General features: G+C 42.4%; 16 protein-coding genes. 7 read left to right on the plus strand and 9 right to left on the minus strand.

The genetic code is table 11. From position 1 onward, the window contains the following. Positions 1-20: 20 nt before the first annotated feature. From NST38_RS28890 to NST38_RS28915, 6 genes are all read right to left on the minus strand, one after another. Positions 21-950 carry an Rpn family recombination-promoting nuclease/putative transposase gene (locus tag NST38_RS28890; RefSeq protein WP_076251818.1) on the minus strand — a complete coding sequence of 310 codons (930 nt, stop codon included), beginning with the start codon at positions 948-950 and terminating at the stop codon, positions 21-23. A gap of 196 nt (positions 951-1,146) precedes the next feature. Further along, positions 1,147-1,794 carry a helix-turn-helix transcriptional regulator gene (locus tag NST38_RS28895; RefSeq protein WP_081745846.1) on the minus strand — a complete coding sequence of 216 codons (648 nt, stop codon included), beginning with the start codon at positions 1,792-1,794 and terminating at the stop codon, positions 1,147-1,149. A 12-nt stretch (positions 1,795-1,806) separates the two neighbouring features. Then, complete coding sequence (trhO, locus tag NST38_RS28900; protein ID WP_036606654.1) at positions 1,807-2,694, minus strand: oxygen-dependent tRNA uridine(34) hydroxylase TrhO; 888 nt, start codon at positions 2,692-2,694, stop codon at positions 1,807-1,809. A 238-nt stretch (positions 2,695-2,932) separates the two neighbouring features. Continuing rightward, positions 2,933-4,039 carry a TolB family protein gene (locus NST38_RS28905; RefSeq protein WP_076251820.1) on the minus strand — a complete coding sequence of 369 codons (1,107 nt, stop codon included), beginning with the start codon at positions 4,037-4,039 and terminating at the stop codon, positions 2,933-2,935. 60 nt (positions 4,040-4,099) lie between these two features. Further along, on the minus strand, positions 4,100-5,605 hold the full coding sequence (locus NST38_RS28910; protein WP_076251822.1) for a sensor histidine kinase: 1,506 nt from the start codon (positions 5,603-5,605) through the stop codon (positions 4,100-4,102). Continuing rightward, on the minus strand, positions 5,602-6,312 hold the full coding sequence (locus tag NST38_RS28915) for a response regulator transcription factor (protein ID WP_076251824.1): 711 nt from the start codon (positions 6,310-6,312) through the stop codon (positions 5,602-5,604). The genes NST38_RS28910 and NST38_RS28915 overlap by 4 nt, the downstream gene beginning before the upstream one ends. 428 nt (positions 6,313-6,740) lie before the next feature. Between NST38_RS28915 and NST38_RS28920 the strand changes: the two genes are divergently transcribed. The 7 genes from NST38_RS28920 to NST38_RS28950 all read left to right on the plus strand — a co-directional run bounded on the left by NST38_RS28920 (position 6,741) and on the right by NST38_RS28950 (position 16,168). Then, positions 6,741-6,920 carry an FDLD family class I lanthipeptide gene (locus NST38_RS28920; protein ID WP_064641713.1) on the plus strand — a complete coding sequence of 60 codons (180 nt, stop codon included), beginning with the start codon at positions 6,741-6,743 and terminating at the stop codon, positions 6,918-6,920. A 462-nt stretch (positions 6,921-7,382) separates the two neighbouring features. Further along, positions 7,383-8,111, plus strand: a complete 729-nt coding sequence (locus NST38_RS28925) for an ABC transporter ATP-binding protein (protein WP_076251826.1) — start codon at positions 7,383-7,385, stop codon at positions 8,109-8,111. Next, positions 8,108-8,902, plus strand: a complete 795-nt coding sequence (locus tag NST38_RS28930; RefSeq protein WP_076251829.1) for an ABC transporter permease — start codon at positions 8,108-8,110, stop codon at positions 8,900-8,902. Before NST38_RS28925 ends, NST38_RS28930 begins: the two co-directional genes overlap by 4 nt. A gap of 9 nt (positions 8,903-8,911) precedes the next feature. Next, positions 8,912-9,682 carry an ABC transporter permease gene (locus NST38_RS28935; RefSeq protein WP_076251831.1) on the plus strand — a complete coding sequence of 257 codons (771 nt, stop codon included), beginning with the start codon at positions 8,912-8,914 and terminating at the stop codon, positions 9,680-9,682. 37 nt (positions 9,683-9,719) lie between these two features. Continuing rightward, complete coding sequence (locus NST38_RS28940) at positions 9,720-12,929, plus strand: lantibiotic dehydratase (protein WP_083684541.1); 3,210 nt, start codon at positions 9,720-9,722, stop codon at positions 12,927-12,929. 72 nt (positions 12,930-13,001) lie between these two features. Next, complete coding sequence (locus NST38_RS28945; RefSeq protein WP_180361727.1) at positions 13,002-14,789, plus strand: ABC transporter ATP-binding protein; 1,788 nt, start codon at positions 13,002-13,004, stop codon at positions 14,787-14,789. Further along, positions 14,786-16,168 (plus strand): lanthionine synthetase C family protein, encoded by a 1,383-nt coding sequence (locus tag NST38_RS28950; RefSeq protein ID WP_076251837.1) that lies wholly within the window; start codon positions 14,786-14,788, stop codon positions 16,166-16,168. Before NST38_RS28945 ends, NST38_RS28950 begins: the two co-directional genes overlap by 4 nt. Before the next feature lie 281 nt (positions 16,169-16,449). Here the strand turns inward: NST38_RS28950 and NST38_RS28955 are convergent, their stop codons facing one another. The 3 genes from NST38_RS28955 to NST38_RS28965 form a co-directional block, all read right to left on the minus strand. Further along, the gene (locus tag NST38_RS28955; protein ID WP_076251839.1) at positions 16,450-17,859 is read right to left on the minus strand and encodes an MATE family efflux transporter; all 1,410 of its coding nucleotides are present in this window, start codon (positions 17,857-17,859) and stop codon (positions 16,450-16,452) included. A gap of 236 nt (positions 17,860-18,095) precedes the next feature. Continuing rightward, positions 18,096-18,959: a carbohydrate ABC transporter permease gene (locus tag NST38_RS28960; RefSeq protein WP_047841074.1), complete on the minus strand. Its 864-nt coding sequence runs from the start codon at positions 18,957-18,959 to the stop codon at positions 18,096-18,098. A gap of 216 nt (positions 18,960-19,175) precedes the next feature. Further along, entirely contained in the window at positions 19,176-20,057 is an 882-nt protein-coding gene (locus NST38_RS28965) for a carbohydrate ABC transporter permease (protein WP_036606643.1), read from the minus strand. Positions 20,058-20,077: the final 20 nt, after the last annotated feature.

The raw sequence follows: 20,077 nt of genomic DNA on the forward strand, positions 1-20,077 counted from the left end.
ATGGATAGCTCCAGAGTGCTTTATTCCTTTTCTTTTTGCAGTTCTTCTAATTCAGATGGTGTTAGCCCGGTAGCTTTAATAATAGTAGCCTGATCAAGACCTAAAGTGAGCATATTCATTGCGATTTTCCGCTTGCTCTCAGCTTCACCTTCTTTGATTCCTTCTTTGATTCCCTCTTTGATCCCTTTTTCGATTCCTTTTTGAATTCCTTCCTCCATGCCTTTCTTGAGACCCTCTTCTCGTGCGCCCTCAATCATGGAAGCTTCGTCCCATAGAAATTTCTGACGGTCGATATATCGTTGACGTGCTTGCTCATCCTGGCTCAGAAACTCCAATACACTCATGGCTTTTTTCAAAGCCGGTTCGGGTTCGTGCATCATTAACGCCTCCCAGCTTGATTTAGTCATTCCTTTCAGAAATAACAGCCAACGCACCAATCCATCCTTTATTTGAATATTTTCATCATTCAGCTTTGGTATTTCCATAAAATGAATCTCTATAACATCCGTCAACGGAATATCAGTATGGTCTTCTCTTAAATGAAATACGTTGTGGTACTGATCATTAGCGAGCATTTTGAAATTAACAATGTTGATCGCTACGCATTTTTTGAGTTGACTATATCTCTGTCCTTCAAGTAATTGTCCGGAATATTGTTTACCCCAATAGAACAAAGTCCTCTTCTCTAAATCATACTGATTAAACAACTGCATTTCAACATTGATTAGCTCACCTTGATCTGTTTTGGCCCGTATGTCCAGTATGGACTGTTTATCTCTCGGTGTATCCTTGTCCAGATAAGGGTTGATTAACACAATCTCGGTCAGTAAAGATTCACCTGCATTTTTGAAGGTATGATTCAGAAAAGCCAGAAGAACATCCTTATTCTCTTCACTTCCAAAGATTCGTTTGAACACATAATCGTTCTTGGGATCAAGCAACTCTGTCATTATTATTCACTCCTACGCGCAAAATGAACAGAATATATCTGCTGAAGTATCAGCAAATATAAGGATGCGAACATGCACTGGATGTTAGCTCCATTATAACACGCATCGCCATACGCAAATAGCGTTTATACGTAATTTATTTATCAAAAAAAGAGACTATTTCGATGATTCGAAACAATCTCTTTGTATAAACCAGTTAATTTCCCGACGCTTCGCGAATCTCATACTTGCACCTTTTACCGCCATCGGCGTAACATTCGGTACGCTCCACCTCAGCTTGAAGTAGCGAGCGAAACAGTTCCAGTTCACAGCGGCAAGCCTGCTTGTAGACACTCGCGACTTGCACAATCGGGCAGTTCATTTCCGTAATGACGTAAGTTCCATCGTCTTCTCTGGACGCATCCGCCATATATCCGTTGGCATTCTGGATTCGCGCGAGTTCCTCCACCCGTCCGGCCAGATCCTGGCCCTCCATCTGTGGCAATCCGCTACGAAGCAGTTTGTCCCGGCGACTCTCGAACAATGCATCCACCACACCGCTACCGGCAGAGTCAGACAATTCTTCAAGCAATTCCAGCGTAAGGGACGAATATGATTTTGGAAAAAAGCTGTCCCCGCGTACCGTCAATTGGTACACCGAGGACGGACGTCCGGCCGTAGCCCGGGCCTCCCGAACCTCAATCCAGCCGTCCTGCTCCAGTGCCGTCAGATGACGGCGAATGGCCATGCCGGTCAGACCCAGATCAGCTGTCATTTCCCTCGCGGTCAATGTACCTTGCTGCTTCAGCATGAACAAAATCCGTTCACGCGTCGTTCGTTCCTCTTCGCGCTTCACGATCAGCACCTGCTCTCCTGCTTATGCGTGTACCGGTGCTGCCTCCCGGCAGGCATCCGAGCAAAAGCGGTTATGCGTCTCTTCGCAATCCTCACAGCTTACATGCTGCAGGTTGCAGGTTGGACAATTAATATATCGGTCATGTGTCGTTCCGCAGTGATAACAGCTAGCAATGACAATATCTTCTTCTGTCCGGTTAATCGGTACAGAGATGCGCTCGTCAAACACGTAACACTTGCCATCGAACAGATGGCCTTGTACTTCCGGATCTTTACCGTACGTGACAATACCGCCGTCCAATTGAGCCACATCCTGGAATCCTTCATTGATCATGAACCCGGTCAGCTTCTCGCAGCGAATGCCGCCAGTGCAATAGGTAATAATCGTTTTGTCCTTCATGTCACCCAGGTTCTCCCGAATCCACTCCGGAAACTCACGGAACGACTCCACATCTGGACGGATGGCCCCGCGGAAATGACCAATTTCGTATTCATAATCATTGCGACCATCGATAACGATAACGTCATCACGTTGTAGATGTTCATGGAACTCTTTCGGCGAAAGGCGTTTGCCGCTAGTCACATTTGGGTCAAGTTCATCTTCCACACGGAAGGTTACCAGCTCTGCTTTGTGACGAACAAAGATTTTTTTGAACGCATGCTCCTCGACATCATCAATCTTGAACACCATGTCGCTGAACAGCGGATTAGCCAGCATATCTTTCATGTACTGTTCCGTCTGTTCTGGCGTTCCGGATACCGTACCGTTAATGCCTTCGGATGCGATCAGAATACGGCCTTTCACACCCAGGTCCTTACAGTATTGCAGATGCTCTTGTGTAAACGTCTCTGGGTCTTCAATCTTCACGAACTTATAATATAAAAGCACGCGGTACGCGCTGTTACACATGTATATCACCTGTTCCTATTCCATGTTGTTATTAGCCGGATCATCCGGCAAAACGACTACGTTGCACCCTTACTGTTAAAAAGAAAATAAACAGCCGCCCGAAACATCGTCTCGAACTGCTGCCTGACATTCGACTTTTATTCCTGCATTCTAGTTTATCGGAAGCGGAACAGCTTAGTCAATATAAATGTATAGAAAGGCATGAAAGATATGGAACATATCTTTCTGCATCATTCCCCTATTCCGAGATCGTAATGACCGAGGTTACAAAGTGATACGATTCATTCTCCAATACCGCCTGCGATAACAGGATTTTATTTCCTTTCGGGCTCCAGGCGAGTGGGTCAGAAGCGTTGTCCATATCGGCCGAGATCTGGAACTGTTCTGCCGACTCCGTGTTGGAGACAAATAGCCCTTTCTCATTATCATTCTCAGAATTGATGGTGTATGCAATCTTGGAATCATCACCCGACCAGCTTGTGCCGAAAACCTGTGTACCTCTGGCGAGAGTGGCCTTCTCATTGCCTTCCAGATCGGTGAGCACCAGCGCCCGTTTGGTATCCGCTGTTCTTTTCACAATCGCAAGCCTTGTTCCATCATTAGAAGGGATGACCCACTCCACACTTTTCAGCACCTGTTTTACGTCACCCGTCTTCGCATCGTATGCATTCAACTGGCCATCTTCGCCCGTAATATAATAGAGCATATCGCCTGACACCTTGATACTCCGTACATTGAAATTACCTGTTTCCACCAGCACTTTCGTTGTGCCATCCACACTTGCCGAGATCAGATCACCCTTCATATTGGGGAAAACGACATGTTCATTATCCAGCCACGCGCCCTCTTGGATAAATCCATCCTCCTTACCCGCAGGGGTTGTCTCCCCGTTATGCAGGTTCAAGAAGTAGCCTTTACCCGTATTTTCCTCCGGTTCCCGGTAAAACAGATACTGACCATCCGGTGACACCAGCGGTGCACCCAGACTGGCTTCACTTTCCTTGAGCGGCGTGTCGGTGCCTTTCGTCAGATCATACATATATAAGTTGTGCGGGTATCTTTCCTGACCTTCAACCGTGACGGGTTTCAGGGACTTGTTCTCCTTGTCGGATACAATCCAGTCATCACTAAGCCATGCAATTCCGCGCATATTCGGCAATTTATCAATCTTCTCCAGCTTGAAGCTCTGGTACACGGACGTGTTGGTATTATCTTTTACCGTAATATCCGTGCCCGTTTTCCCGCCTTGTGCGTTGCCCCCCGGCTCCGTTGTTCCCCCACATGCCGCTGTCGTTAACAGGGCAATGGCTCCGAACGTGCCCATAGCTGCTTGTTTCCAATTCATGATGGTCCCCCCTGGTTTCTCTTGCTATAGACCAAGCATACACATCGCATACTTCCAAAGTTATTCAGACTTGTTTCGAACTTGTAAACTTGAATCAGCCAAAGGGAACATGAGCTGGAACGTCACACCTTCCCCATCTTCTGGATCACTCGACAGCAGGGTGATTGTACCGCCCTGTTTTTCAACAAACTGCTTCACGAGAGATAGCCCCAGTCCGGTTCCGCCGGTTTTTCTGGCTCTGTCTTTGTTCACCGTGTAAAAGGGTTCAAAAATCTTCTCCCGCGCCTCTGCCGGAATCGGCGTACCCGAGTTATAGATCCGAATAACCGCTTGACGCTCCTGCATCCGTAGTTCATTCTTCACCCGGATCACACCATCCGGAACGTTATATTTGATGGCATTATCCAGCATATTGATGAAAATATGCATAAGACTCTCCCGATCGCTGCGGATCACCGCCGGTTCAAGATCCAGTTCCATGTTCAGCGCAAACTTCTCCGCTTTCCCACGCATCCGGCCACAGGCATCCTTCAGTAGCGCGCTGACCTCTACATCTTCGGCCTGGTTCTCAAAGTCATACTTCTCCAAGGCAGATAAATGTAAGACTTTCTCGACCATCTCGTACAGCCGCTCCGTTTCTTTGCCAATGTTACTCGTGGCATCATCAAGCAGTTGCGGATCATCCTTATACATGTCGAGCAGCTCCACATAAGCTTTGATCGATGTCAGTGGTGTCTTGAATTCATGGCTGATGTTACCGATATATTGTTTCTGCTGCTGTTCCAGCGCTTGAAGTTTCTCAATCGCCAGTTGCAGCTTCTGCTGCTCCGCATGCATGGCTGTGATATTTTGCTGAATGGATGTACTCATATAATAAATGCCCTGCCCCAGCTCCCCCAACTCATCCTTGCGCTTTAAAGGAGACTCCGTAATGTAATTCCCTTCGCGAATGGAATCTGCGGACCTCTTCAGTCGGGTAATCGCAACGGCAAACCGATTGTAGAACAGATAACCTAATATGAAGCTCAGCGCAACAACGACAATGCCCGCCCATATGAACAATTGAAGGATGCGAGTATAGAATTCATGGTAGCTTTGGACCGGATATTGCATCCATACAGCACCCATCTGTCCATCCGGACCGTCCAACGGTGCCGCATAGAGCAAGGTATCCCCTTGTTCATGATAGGCAATTTTATTTTGCAGTGCATAGTTGAGCGTATCCTGAACAATCGCACTCTCCCCAGAGCTGATCGATGAACCGACTTGTTGGCCTTTCATATCATAGAGCGCTATCGGCAATCCGGTAGAGTTGGCCAGTTCCTGTGCAAGCCTGCGGCCGTTTTGTTGTAAAAAAACGTCCTGTTCCAGATGAACGGACTCCGTGTAGTAGGACTGTCGCACATTCAGATTCACCAGCCGTGTCTGCTGTGATAAAATACCTTCAATTTGTGACTGCTGATTGCGTTCAATACCGCGCAGAACCAGTGAACTGAGCACAACCACCGTTAGGATAAGCAATGCTGCCAGAAAAACACTGAACTTCAGCTTGATGCTGACTCTCATATGGCCCCGCCTGTTTCAGGTGCAGATGCTTTGTAGCCAATCCCGTATACGGTCTGTAATTTTTGCTGATCCGTATCTCCAATTTTTTTACGCAAACGCTGGATGTGAATGTCCACGGTCCGTGTCCCACCCGCATACTCCATGCCCCAGACCCGGTCCAGCAGGTCGTCTCGTGTGTACACACGCTCGGGATTGGACATGAGAATGGTCAGCAGGTCGAACTCTTTTGGTGTCAGATCCAACTTCTCCTCATTCACGGTCACCGTGCGGTGAGCAACATGAATACGCAGTGTGCCATTCACGATGGCCTGATTCTTCGAATCGTCAGGTGGTGGACTGCTTTTCTCGACACGGCGCATCAATGCTTTTACCCTTGCGAGCAGTTCACGGATCTCGAATGGTTTGGTCATGTAATCATCGGCGCCCATTTCCAGGCCAACGATTTTGTCCACGATATCATTTTTGACGGTCAGCAAAATAATGCCGATATCCTCGCGGTCCTCCAGCCTCCGGCATACCCCGTATCCATCGAGCCTGGGCATCATCACGTCCAGAATCATGACCTGTGGGTGAAACGATGCGACCTTAACCAAGGCCTCTTCGCCGTCACTCGCAGTATCTACTTCATATCCTTCGCGCCGCAGCGCGTAAACAATGGCACTGACAATACTTGATTCGTCATCTACCACGAGCACTTTTTTATTCATGGGATTCATCCTTTGCTGTAATGTCATCAAACGCTTTCTGCATCTATGTTAACAAGGAGTCACGGATTCGCCAACACTATCAATCGTTACTGCTAAAAAACTCACTATTGACTAGATTTCCAGAATTAAATTATGTAAAATATTTGATTATAAGAATATATATTTATTATAATTCCAATATTGTATTAAATGTATGATAAGTGCACATATCCCCTATTTAGTTTTATGATAATCATCCTTAATTTGATATAAATTCAATATTTGGAATTATATTCTTTACTTTATTATTTCCTCATGTTACATTGTTTTATGTTAATACTTTTTTATGGAATATATAGAAAGATGACGATCTTTTTATATTTTTTCATACATCACCTAGGATATTACATAATTCGATTTTTCAAAAAAATTAGAGGAGTGTAACGAAAATGGAAAAAGGAATCTTTGATCTTGATGTACAAATTAAAAAATCAGAAGGTACAGTTCAGCCACAAGCTTTAAGTATTTGGAACTGTACTGGTGGTTGCGGAGAGCAAACAAGAACTGCCAATACTTGCGCTCCTACTGCAGGAGTAAAATGTTTCTCTAATATTGGAGCACTTTGTTAATTTTTTCACAATCATATTTTTTCGTTCAACTACTTGAAGAGACTGAATAAGTCTCTTCTTGTTATTTTGAACAACATTTTTTTTACTAGAGCGTGTCTTCAAGTTTAAGCAAGCTGCACCATAATGGACACCAAAGCTAAAAAGAGACTTGAATGTACACGTTAATTTATCATAACGATTCTCCAAACGAAGATAACTCTTTACTTTAATAAAGAAGCATTCCACCCAATGACTCTTTGTAGATATCACAATCATATTTTAGGATCAATTGGCGATTTTTTATTTTGGGAATGACTGGTATGGCTGCGAGACGTCCTCCTTGTGGTTTTCGTTCAGGTGGACAAATCTTGAATTAGACACAATTTTCTCTAGTGAATTTCGTATCTTGTACGCATTTAACATAATTATCTCATGTATTACCATTTAATCCATTTGAAGAAACGCTCTAGAAGGAGGGTCATAATGCCTGATATTGTTATGGAAGTCAACAATCTAACTAAAGTGATAGGCAAACGTGAAATCATTCAAGATACTTCGTTCAACTTGGAAAAAGGAAAAATTTATGGTTTTATTGGCCCGAATGGTGCAGGCAAAACTACGATGATGCGCATGATGACAGGATTGATGCATCCAAGTAATGGCCATGTAAAGATAGATTCATACGAAATAAACAAAAACCGAAAAAATGCATTGGCACAGGTGGGAGCAATTATAGAATCGCCCATTTTTTTCGAGTATATGACAGGTAGGCAAGTATTGCGCAATTTGGCACGACTTCATCCTGATCTGCCTAAATCTGATAGGGAAAATCATATTCAAGAGTTGCTTGAAAGGGTTGGGTTGGGAGATAGAGCGAATGATCGAGTTAAGGGGTACTCGCTTGGAATGAAGCAACGTTTGGGAATTGCTCAGGCACTGCTAGGAAACCCGAAACTTCTACTTCTAGATGAACCCTCTAACGGTCTTGATCCCATGGGGATGAGAGCATTAAGAGATATCATCCTTAGTTTGAGAAACGAATTTAACTACGCTTTTTTTATCTCAAGCCATTTACTGGATGAGCTCCAGCAGATGTGTGATGAATTAATAATCATAAAAAGTGGAAAAGTTATTTGGAAAGGTCCTACTGCCGAGTTGATCCGTGATGGCGAAAGGTTAGAAGATGCTTTCGTGGAGTTAATGAGAGCATGATTACGTTATTCAATAGTGAGTGGGAACGACTTTGGTCCAAACGTTGGACATGGCTATTGGTTTTGGCTATCCCTGGTCTTGCTTATATGACAGCTAGTTTTTTTGAAACGCTTCAAGTTGATCATGATACTCTATCTCAGCTATTTGTTCTTACAGGTTTACGAAATAACTTGTATTTTCCCGTTGATATCATTATGGCTGTATTTGCAGCTTCTATATTCACCGAGGAATATAGAGGCGGTCAGTTGAGGTATGTTTTTCTTCGTCAATTTACCCGCAGGCAAATCTTTTTCAGCAAACTATTATTGATTTGTGTTTGTATTGTTCTGATGCTCATCTTGTTTGCAGTTTGTCTGATAGTTACTGGTTATTTTTTTCAGTTCAATGAAAATGGTTTGCTGAATTATTCTCTTGAGGCTCTTAGCTACACTTTTGTATATTACGGGTTTGCATTTGTTTCACTCTTGGGGATATCCAGTTTGTTTATTTGTATTTCGATGTACAGCAAAAATGTCACATATGCTATCGGAGGCTGTATGCTTTACATTTTAGCATCATTGTTACTGGACGGTGCAGTTATTCAACTTGCGGCATTATTCAGTGACATTCCTCTATTAGAACTCTGCATTACCTATTCCTTGATACCTTTTCTGCAACATACTGGTTTGAACGAAGTTATAGACGGAAATATGAGTGTAATTGTGGCTATATTATCCGTTGTCGTTGTACATCTTATTGTTTTCCTGTGGGGAGCCTACCATCGCTTTGTGAGAAGTGACTACTTATATTAGGGGGTAAACATGTTAGGCATATGGATTAGTGAATTGGAACGAGACTGGAAAAAAAAGTCTAAAATTGTACTATTCTCCTCTTTTTTAATTGTAATTATTTTCAATATTTGGGGTTTAAGCTCATCACAAAAGGGAGTATTTCGTTTTGGAGAAGGCAGTATTATGCTAAACAATCTTAACGCTCCCTGGTTTATGATGGATGGAATGTCATTATTAATGATGGCCGCAATGCTGCCTATTTTTTATATTGATCAGTTAAGTGGCGAATTGAATTCTGGCGCATACAGATTGTATGCACTTCGTCCATACCGACGGTTCGAACTTTGGCTGGGAAAACTATTGGCGTTGGCTGCAACGACTGTTGTTGGGATCGGAATTGTTTACATTATTTCTATGATTGGATCAAAAGCCTTTTTTTCCAGCAGCGATACAGCAGCACTTTACGGTTTTAAGAATGAAGTAGGAAGGTTACCAGCAGAATGGTATACGATCAAATTTTATGGTATTTTTCTACTTACCTGTCTTGCTAAGTTACTATTCTGTAGTGCTATCTGTGTGTTTATCTCAAGACCAATCATAGCCTTTCTCGTGATTTTTGGATTATCTATTGTACTTTATCATTATATAGCAACAGAATTGGTTTTTTTATTTGACCCTTTTCGTCCAATTTTGCTTTCTCTTCAATCAGGAGGTTCAATCAGTTTTTGGCTATATTTAACTGGATCCAGCATTCTTTTTGGGACAATCAGTTTTTGGGGTTGGCAAAGGAAAGTAATATGAGAAGGTTCTCATGTCTGGTATCTAGTGGGAGGAGAATATGATGAAACGTTATTCGTATAAAACTCTGGATTTTTTCATGTTGAGAACTCCAGTTTTACCCTTAAATGAATTTTTTTCTTGTTTCCCCGAGCAACATTCTCTTATTGAGAATGTTGCTAGTTATTCTTTGGAAAATTTGATAAAACTATCTCGTAAACCTGAGATCAGGGAAGCGATCCTTGTTGCAAGCCCTAGCCTATACAGATCACTTTCTAAAATTGATGAATTCAACAATAAGCCTAATGTGACTGAAGCGCAAGTTGTATCAAGCGTAATGAAGTATGTAATCCGGATGATGAGTAGACCTACCCCTTTTGGATTATTCTCAGGCATTACTGTTGGAAGGTTCTCAGCCGAATCTCAACTTGATATTAAGGAGATATCTCATTATCGTAAACGAGCACGACCTGATATGGGATGGATTCTCAAACTAATAGAACAACTCGAAAACGATCCACAGATATTGGAACAACTAACTATTTACCCAAATGCATTAATATATAAACAAGGTAATAGGGCTAAGCTACCCTTCTTAACGAGATATGGGAAAATGAAGAGTGGAGCAAATGATAGCATTTCTGTTAAGGCGACCATTGTATTTGACTGGATTATGAATTATTTGTCTACACCCCAAAAGTTTTCCAAGGTATTAAACCAAATGGAGCTGGAGTTTCCGGGAACAGACCGCGAAATTATCAATAATTACCTGCAACAACTCATAAAAGAAGAGTTCCTCCTTACTGAACTGCGACCATCCACTGTAGATAAAGATCCATTCCACCATGTTTTCAGCCTTGTGGATGGGCTGCAGGGAGTAAATGATATCGGAAAAAAATTGTATGAGATTCACGAAACAATAATGTTTTATAACGAGACTGCTGTTGGAAAAGGGGTAGAGACTTTCGAACAACTTAGTAGACTGACGAATGATCTAATTCCGATGGAGACACCCACTATGCAAGTTGATTTGTCACTTGCAGATCAGTCTATCAGACTCAATGAGCATATTCGCAAGGACGTGGAAGAGGCAGCATACATACTTAATATGCTTTCACACTATTCAGAAGAGCACCTGAAAAAGTATGTAGAAGATTTTTTAGAAAAGTATGGCGATCATAAAGAAGTCCCCGTTTTAGAATTGATTGATGATGAGCTTGGATTGGGTGCTCCAGCGACGTACCGTTATCCTGAAAATCGTAAGAACTCATATGCGTTAAAGCGCAGGGATTCTCAGGGTAAAATGAAACAGGAACAATTATTTATGGAACTGTTGGTATCTGCAATACATAAAGGCCAACATACAGTGGAGTTGGATGAAAACGTTATACAACAACTGGAAGAATTCAATGATGCCCAATTGCCACCGTTACCATCTATGGAATTGTATTTTTCCCTTCACACGATGGATCAAAACAGTCTTGATCGTGGGGAGTACAAACTGGTGTTGGCGCCCAATCCTGGTTCAAACGGAGCGGGGAAAACTTTTGGTCGTTTTTTAGATATCCTTGAACCCAATCTCCAAAAAGATTTAACACTGATTTCAAAAAAGGAAAAGGACTTGTACCCTGATGTAATGTGGGCGGAAACATCTTTTCTTCCCACTTCGGGTAAATCTGCGAATGTAATGCTTACGAAGAACTACCGTGACCATGAACTTTCGCTTAGTCATGGTTCGATAACTCCAAACGAACAAATCATAGCTATGTCTGATCTTGTCGTAGGTGCGAGAGAAGGAAGGTTATATATTAGGTCCGTATCCCAAAACAAAGAAGTAATTCCAATCGCAGGTCATATGTTCAATTATCATCATGCGCCGAACATCTATAGATTCCTGATGGAGGTTGGCTTGATGAGATTTGATCAATGGTCCGCCCCAGACTTTGGGTATTTGATGCATGCTCCATTTATGCCACGAATTCAATACAAAAAAATTGTGTTGTCTCCCGCAAAATGGAGTCTTCGTTACCCAATTAGTAATCTAAAAGAAAGTATTAATGCAGATAAATTAAAAAATTGGGTTTTAATATTCTTGAGTGAATGGAATGTTCCAAGATATGTTTATTTAATTGATTCAGATTATCGCATTTTGCTGGATTTGGACCATCCGCTACATCTAAATGAATTATTAAAAAATTTAAAAACAACACGACATATCAATTTAATCGAACACGTCGGTGGATTTGAAAATTCGCCTATCAATCGTAGTGATGGTTGTTTAGCTGCTGAATTTGTGTTTCCACTCATTATAGATGATGCTATGCCGAAAGGCAGTTCATTCCTTTTCCCTTTCAAAACGCTATCGGACAGAGGGGGTTTAGAGAAAGATATCTATCTTCCTGGCAATGAGTGGTTTTATGCTAAATTATATGGATTGGATAGCAGACAAAATGAATTCCTTGCTCTTTATTGGGAGGAATGTGTGAACGAAGCTAAAGATACTGGTTTAATAGAACAAGCTTATTTTATACGCTACGCCGATCCTGATCCACATGTTAGGGTAAGGTTCAAGTTTAAATCCAATGATAAATCTCAGCTATTCGCTCAATTATTTCAAAAATGGAGTGACGAGTGGTTTAAGGATGGTTATATAACAAAATTCACCTTAGAAACTTATGAACCTGAAATAGAAAGATATGGCGGAATTGAGTTAATGAAGTTAGCAGAATCTCTGTTCTCCGAAGATAGTTATGTGGTGGCTGGATTAATTCGTCTAAACCGTTTCGAGAGACGTGAGCTTGAGATTGAACAAATAGGTGTACTTAGTGTAATTCATCTTCTTACTCATTTAGGGTACAACAAAAGTGAATGTTTCGAAACTTTAAATGAAAAGTTTGATGTTAAAGATTACCTTCAAGATTTTCGTAAGATACGCATCACATATATGGATATGCTTAATACTTTTTTTTGTTTGAATGCTTCCCAAACCTCTGCTTCAGGAAACTTTTCACAAGAATTATTGCCAGTTTTCGAAGCAAGAGCAAACAGCTGTTTAACATACTATCAAAAGCTGGAGCAACATCGTTCAGAAGTTTCATTGACAAATAGCAAAGATGACATCGTGTTTAGCATTATTCACATGCACTTGAATCGACTAGTTGGAACTGATCGAAAGCTGGAACAGAAAATAATGATATTGACACGCCATGCGATGAACAGCTTGATACAATACCATAAAAGAAAAAGAACAGAAAATTTGAGCAGGATATGATTTTTTTTTTTGTAAACAAAAAATTTATAAACGGAAAATGGAGTCATTATGTGGAATTCAGCGAAAAGCAGCATGAAGTTATTTTCACTAATTTTTCAGACTAATAAAGTATTGTTCATAATTAGTGCAATATTGCATATCCTGCAAGGTTTGATTCCCTTTTTTAGTTTGGTTGTAATGCAGAATATGTTGAATGGGATTTCATATTCTTTGATGCATGGAGCGGATCTAGTACGCATACCTTTTATCTTGTTTGTTATTGTGTACGCAGTAAAATTAATCATTAATTCAGGACAAACCTATGTGGAGGGGAATTTAGAAGCATCATTAGCGAAGTCTTTGAATATCATGATCGGGAAAAAATCAACACAACTTGGACTTGCTGACTTCGAAAATTCGTCTATCAACGATCAATTAAAACGTGCAACTCAGGAAGCAGCATTTCGGCCATATCAGCTATATAGCCAATTAGCAGGTATTATCTCTGGTCTTATCACTGTAATTTCATCTTCAACTTGGTTGTTTCTATGGAAATGGTGGACTGTACCGATCATTCTCGTAGTCTCTTTGACATCACTGTATTCTTTATTCAAATTAAACAAACAACAATTCGATATCTATATGAAAAGGACCCCTTTATATCGTCAATCATGGTATCTGACGCATTTGCTTACAAATGATCGAGCAGTTAAGGAAGTTAAGGTTTTTCAATTGAGCACTCATTTACTCAACCGTTACTCTGAATTGCTCGAAAGCTTTTATAAAGTAGACAAGAGAATGTTAGGAAAGCTAACTAAACACACATTTATTTACAATTTTTTCGAGCTTGCAGTAATGCTTTGGTTGGTTTGGTTTGTCATTCAAGAAACTTTGTTAAGTACCTTGATGATTGGCAGTTTGTACGGGTATATTCAGGCAATAGTACTTACACAAAGTCAGATACAATCCATAATGAGGAGTTTATTGCAATTTTCCCAAAATCATCTCTATATGGAGCAATTGTTCCTGTTCTTTGAGTTACCAACATCTGACCCTGTTGCTCGATCTTCTCTGCAAAACAAAAAATCTGATTTTAGCTTAGAACACCTAGAACTCAAGAATGTTTCTTTTCAGTACACTGGGAATGACAAGATAGCGTTGAAGAACATTTCCTTATCGTTACGAAGGGGGCAGACCATAGCAATAGTTGGGAAAAACGGATCGGGAAAAACAACGTTAATGAAAGTATTAATGCAACTTTATGACAATTACGAAGGTGAAATTATCATAAACGGAAAAAACATAACCGATTATGATCTGAATATGTATCAAAAAAAAATCGGTACTGTTTTTCAAGATTTCGTTCATTATGAAATGTCCGCCAGAAGCAACATAGGTTTTGGTTCATTGGATCAGTTGGACCAAGACGAAATGATACTAAATGCAGCCAAGTACGCATCTATTGATGATGTAATCCATTCTTTGCCCCAAGGCCTTGATACGCAGTTGGGTAAATGGTTTGAAGAAGGTCAGCAATTATCTGGTGGTCAATGGCAGAGGTTAGCCATAGCCAGAGCTTTCATGCGTAATGCCGATTTATACATTTTAGATGAACCTAGCGCGTTTTTGGACCCGGTTGCAGAACGAGATTTGTTGGAGTTATTTCTTGATTTAATGAAAGATAAGATCGGTGTATTCATTACGCATCGGCTATCTTCTGCACGCCTTGCTCATCAAATAATTGTCATGGAGAACGGTGAGATTATCGAACAGGGAACACACGAGAAATTGCTTAATGATAATGGTACGTATGCAGAGATGTATCGTATACAAGCTAAGACCTTTCAGGAAAACAACATTGAGGAGGTATATCAGCATTGAGTATTGTAATAAACCCTAATCTGGATAGATGGTTGGGCTTAGAAGGCGACTTAAGAAACAACGTTGCAAGCACTTTGGCGTCTGTTGCAAACAGATATAAAACTCCAAGCGAAATTTCAATGAAATCTCAAAATTCTATATTAGCAGTTGATGGATTCGAAGTAGAACGGTGGACGGAAGAAAGTCTAAGTAACGGACATTCCGGAATTTGTCTATTAATGGGTGAATTGGATTATCTCCAACCGGATGCTGGTTGGGATTATGTAGGGCATCAGTATTTAAAGGAATTGCAGAATAAGCTTGAACAAACGGGGTTGCATGATTTGTCATTATACGGCGGATTGCCTGGTGTTCTAATGGCCATACGTTCCCTATCCCGGAGAGGCACCCGTTACCAGTCAATGACAGAAGGTATTGCAACTTGGATGGAAGAACTAGCAATTAAAAAAGTTGATGAACTAGTTGAAAATTGGGGAAGTACTGATTTAAAAATAGGAGATTATGATACGATTCTTGGTCTAAGTGGGCTTGGAAGAGTTATTTTATCATATTATGATCGCCCGGGAATGAAAAAGGTATGGGAACAGATTGTAAATTGGTTCAAATTATATTGTGCAAAAAAGGAAATAGGAGAAGAAACCGTCCCAGGATGGCATATTTCTGCTCGGAGCCAATTTCATGCTAGTGAGACAAATCAGTATCCTTCTGGAAACTTCAATTTAGGACTTTCCCATGGAATAGCAGGGCCCATTGCACTTATGAGCATTGCGATCCTTAAAGGACTACCTGCCGAACCCTTTAAGGATCAATTAAGTAAACTAACTGATTGGCTTGTTCAGTGGAAGGTCAATGGTGAAGATGGAATATACTGGCCTGGCAGGGTTTCTTATGAAGAATGGAAATTAGGTCATCTGCATGTTGAAAATAAAATGCATCCAAGAGATTCGTGGTGCTACGGAACTCCTGGAATTGCACGTGCAATATGGTTGGCAGGCAATGCTTTGGAAAATAAAGAATTATCTAATCTTGCACTTGAATCATATCTGGATATGGAAAAACGCATAGAGATGGACGGAGGGCTAATCTCACCAACCGTTTGTCATGGCCTTTCAGGTTGGCTTCTACTCATCCAACGGATGTACTCTGAAACCGGAGAAGAACGTTTAAGAATGATGCGTGACCGCCTTGTAGAAAAGACTCTAGATTTCTACAAGCCGGACTCTATATTTGGATATTGCGACATAAACTGGATTGATAATAAACTTCAATATATTGATGAAGCAGGCCTTTTAAACGGAGCAGCTGGGGTCTCTCTGGTCTTGGCATCATTATTATCGGATAAAAGTCCTGAATGGGATCAAGTATTATTGATAAAATAAATTAAAAAAAACGATCATTTACTGACCCTAGACGCATCCACGATTCATTATCATCAAGCTCTGCAATACAATTAGTTACCGCTACTATCCAAGCAACGTAGCGGCCTTTATTCGGTTACCTCGGGACCGGCTCTCCGTTGTTCGGATAGGAAGTAACACTGCGCGTTTTGGTCATTATTTTGGAAATTGAAGCTTGATCCTTGGCTCAACAAAAAAACGAGCAAAGGATCGTTGCTCCCTTTCTCAGTGATGATTGATCGATAATTTTAGTGTTCGCTGTCCTAAACGGCAGGAACAGTCTGAGGAACGGTCTCTTCATCATCATGCTCCACCAGTTCATGTTTCTCCCAAGCTCTACTCTTCCAGCGGAAGTACATAATGACCGCGCGGGTCCACTCATCCGCCGCAATGGCAAGCCACACACCAGCGAGCCCCAGATGAAGCTTGAATATGAGCAGGTACCCCAATGGCAGACTCATGCAGACCATGGAGATCAGACCCATGTACACCGGGAACTTTGCATCCCCTGCCGCACGCAGGGAACCAATGATCACTATATTGCAGGTACGCCCGGTTTCGAGCAAAAGACTGAGTAAAATCACTTGAGCCCCCAGCTTGATAATTTCCGGATTATCCGTAAATATGCTCATCAGCGGCACACGGAAAAAAATGATGATTACATCAATGATAACCGTGGCCAGAAGGGCCCATTTTACACTGTCAAAAACACGTTTGTACGCATCGTCTTTGCGCCGCGCACCCACAAGCCGACCTACAATGATCGATGTCCCCATACCAATTGCCATACTGAACAAGTAGATATAGCTGGAGATATTACCCGCATACTGCTTGGTTGCCATAGCTTCTGCGCCCAGATAGGTCACATACAGCGTGAACACGAGCTGGCAGGAATGATATACCATCGATTCCATCGCAGACGGAATGCCAATCCGCAGAATTTTGCCAATGAATTTCTTGGACAACTTAATGTAGTATTCAAAATCCACCCGCACCTCGCTCACACGATACAACAACCAGAAGAAGATCAGCAGGCAGATAAACCGGCTTCCCACCGTGGAGATCGCTGCCCCTTCCACCCCAAGCTTCGGCAGGCCGAAGTGTCCAAAGATCAATGCATAGTTACCAACAACGTGAATCACGTTCATGAATACAGCAACATACATCGTTTCTTTGGTGTAACCATGTGTACGAATCGTCGCAGCCAGCGCATTAATGAGCGCCTGGAGGAAGATACCGCCACCGACGATATTTATATACGAACGGGCAAAATCATAAATTTCGCCTTGAATGTTCAGGAGTGATAACAAATGTCCTCCGAACAGAAGGAAGATTCCACTCAGGACCAGACCTACGATAAGATTCAGTGTGATCGCATTACCCGTAACTTGTGCTGCTTCACTTAACTTTTTGGATCCGATATATTGTGCGACTACAATCGCAGCACCATGTCCAATGACTTCCAATACAAGGATAGCGATAGAAATAATCTGATTGGCTGCTCCAACGCCGGAGACCGCATTATCGGATACCGAGCTGAGCATGAGCGTATCCACGCTCCCCATCAACATAAATAAGAAGAGTTCCAAGAAAATAGGCCATGTAAGTCGAATCAGATTCAGATCCTTGGCATCAGAACGAAGGGACTCTTTGGTTGAGGATATTGCTGTCATTTTCTCACCTTTCCCATGTGGGCTTTAATTCTTAGGGTATGTTAGCACAGGTGGTTTGAAAATGCAGTAGTTTTGCGAAAATAGTTGAAAGTTTTTTGCAATTCCATAAATAGGTATTTTCACTGCTTTCATAAAGCCCCATTTCCGTAAGCTTATCCGAGGTTTCAGAAGACAAAAAAGGCCCCTCCCAACTCGCTTTTAAGCAAGTAATGGAAGGACCTTGGACCCTTAACCTTTTAACCTTTAACAGAACCCGCAGCAATGCCCTCCACAATTCGATTACTCAAGATGAGAAAAGCAATCAGGATTGGCATAATGCTAATCATCAGCGTTGCACCAATGGCTCCCCAATCCGTTGTGTATTGTCCAATAAAGTTCTGTACCCCAACAGTCAGGGTTTTGTACGAATCTGTACTGATGAACGTATTAACAAAGATGAATTCATTCCAGTTATAGATCATGTTAATGATCGCCGTTGTGGAAATGACCGAAGACGTCATCGGCAGCACAATCCGAAAGAAAATCCGATGCACGGAGCAACCATCCATCACTGCGGCTTCTTCCACTTCCCGGGGGAGCGCGTAGTAGAATCCAAGTAGAATCATAATGGTAATTGGCATATTAAAGGCAATATAAGACAGGATGACTGACAAAGGATGATCTGTGAGATGAAGCTTCAGGAACAAGCTGAACAGCGGGATCAACGTGGAGTGTACAGGGATCATCAGACCCACCATAAATAGCCCCAGCACCAGCGAACGACCCTTCCAGCGCATACGTGTAATGGCAAAGGTCACCAGGCTGGCAAACAGCACAGTGACCACCACCGAGACCACCGTAATCCATACACTGTTGAAGAAGTACAAGCTGATATTTCCCTCTGTCCATACCTTGACATAGTTTTCCCAACGCGGAGTAGCAGGAAGGGAAAAAGGCGCCATGTCGAATACTTCCTGATTATTTTTAAGCGAAAATAACAGCAGCCATACCAAAGGTAAAATTTGCAGCAAAGCTACCAAGGACAAGAGGAAATACAGCAGAATATAGCCAAATCTCCTTAACCATGCCGAACCTCGGCTTGTCCCCGGGTAAGTTGGCAATCTAACGGCCGTATCCGTCTTCACCGGGATGGACCTCCTTTCATTTCACTAGGGCGTGTCTGGAAACTCCGAAGGTGGCAGATTTTGCCGAATTTTCGTTCCAAGCAAGGAAATTTTCCGCAGGCGTGCCGGGGCACGTCAAGGGAAAGTGACGCAGCAGGGGGCGAAAAGGCGGTAAAAGATGCACTTCAGCGAGTTTTCAGACACGAACTAGCGTCAGGAATACTGGATCGTATCTTTGGATGCTGTCGCTTTACGAAGCAGCCAGGTAACAAGCAGACAGATCAAGAGCAGGAAGAACCCTACAGCACTGCCGTAACCAAAGTCGAAGCTACGGAACGCCTGACGATACATATAGGAGGCCATCACTTCGCTGGAGCCATTTGGTCCGCCATCGGTCATCACGTAGATGAGGTCAAAATACTTGAGTGAGCCCACCACTGCCAGTACCACAGTCACCTTGATGACTTCTGTAATAAGGGGCAGCTTGATTCGAAAAGCGATCTGCCAAGGACTTGCCCCATCAATCCGGGCTGCTTCCACCAGAGATTCCGGAATATTTTTGAGGGCCGCATAATAGATCAAAATATAGAAGCCTGCATACTGCCATAGAATCGGTACGAACAATGCATACAGCACCAGTGATGGCTCCGCCAGCCAAGCTGGCGGATTGCTGAAGCCGATCGCTTCCAGAAAGGTGTTCAGCACACCATTGCTGGGATGGTAGATCTTCAGCCATAACTGAGCGATCGCGACCGAAGACAGCAGCATCGGGATCAAATATATTTTGCGGAACAGATTGGCCCCCTTGATCTTGCCTGACAGCACCAAAGCGATCATCAGATAACCGATCAGACTCAGCGCAGAGAACAAAGCAAGCAAAAAGGTATGGTTCGCACTCTGCCAGAATGTTCCGTCTTGAAGAAGTCTGGCGTAATTATCCAATCCAATAAAGGTCATTGCACCGATCCCGTCCCATTGCATCAACCCATAATACCCGGTGAGCACGATCGGGATGTAAACCAAGACCAGCAGCAGAAGCAGTGCAGGAAGCACGTACAACGCAGCAACGAGACGGTTGGACATGACTTTGTCCATCACATTATCCTCCCTTCAAG

It is taken from the genome of Paenibacillus sp. FSL H8-0104 (genome assembly GCF_038050215.1).
Taxonomy (GTDB): Bacteria; Bacillota; Bacilli; order Paenibacillales; family Paenibacillaceae; genus Paenibacillus; species Paenibacillus amylolyticus.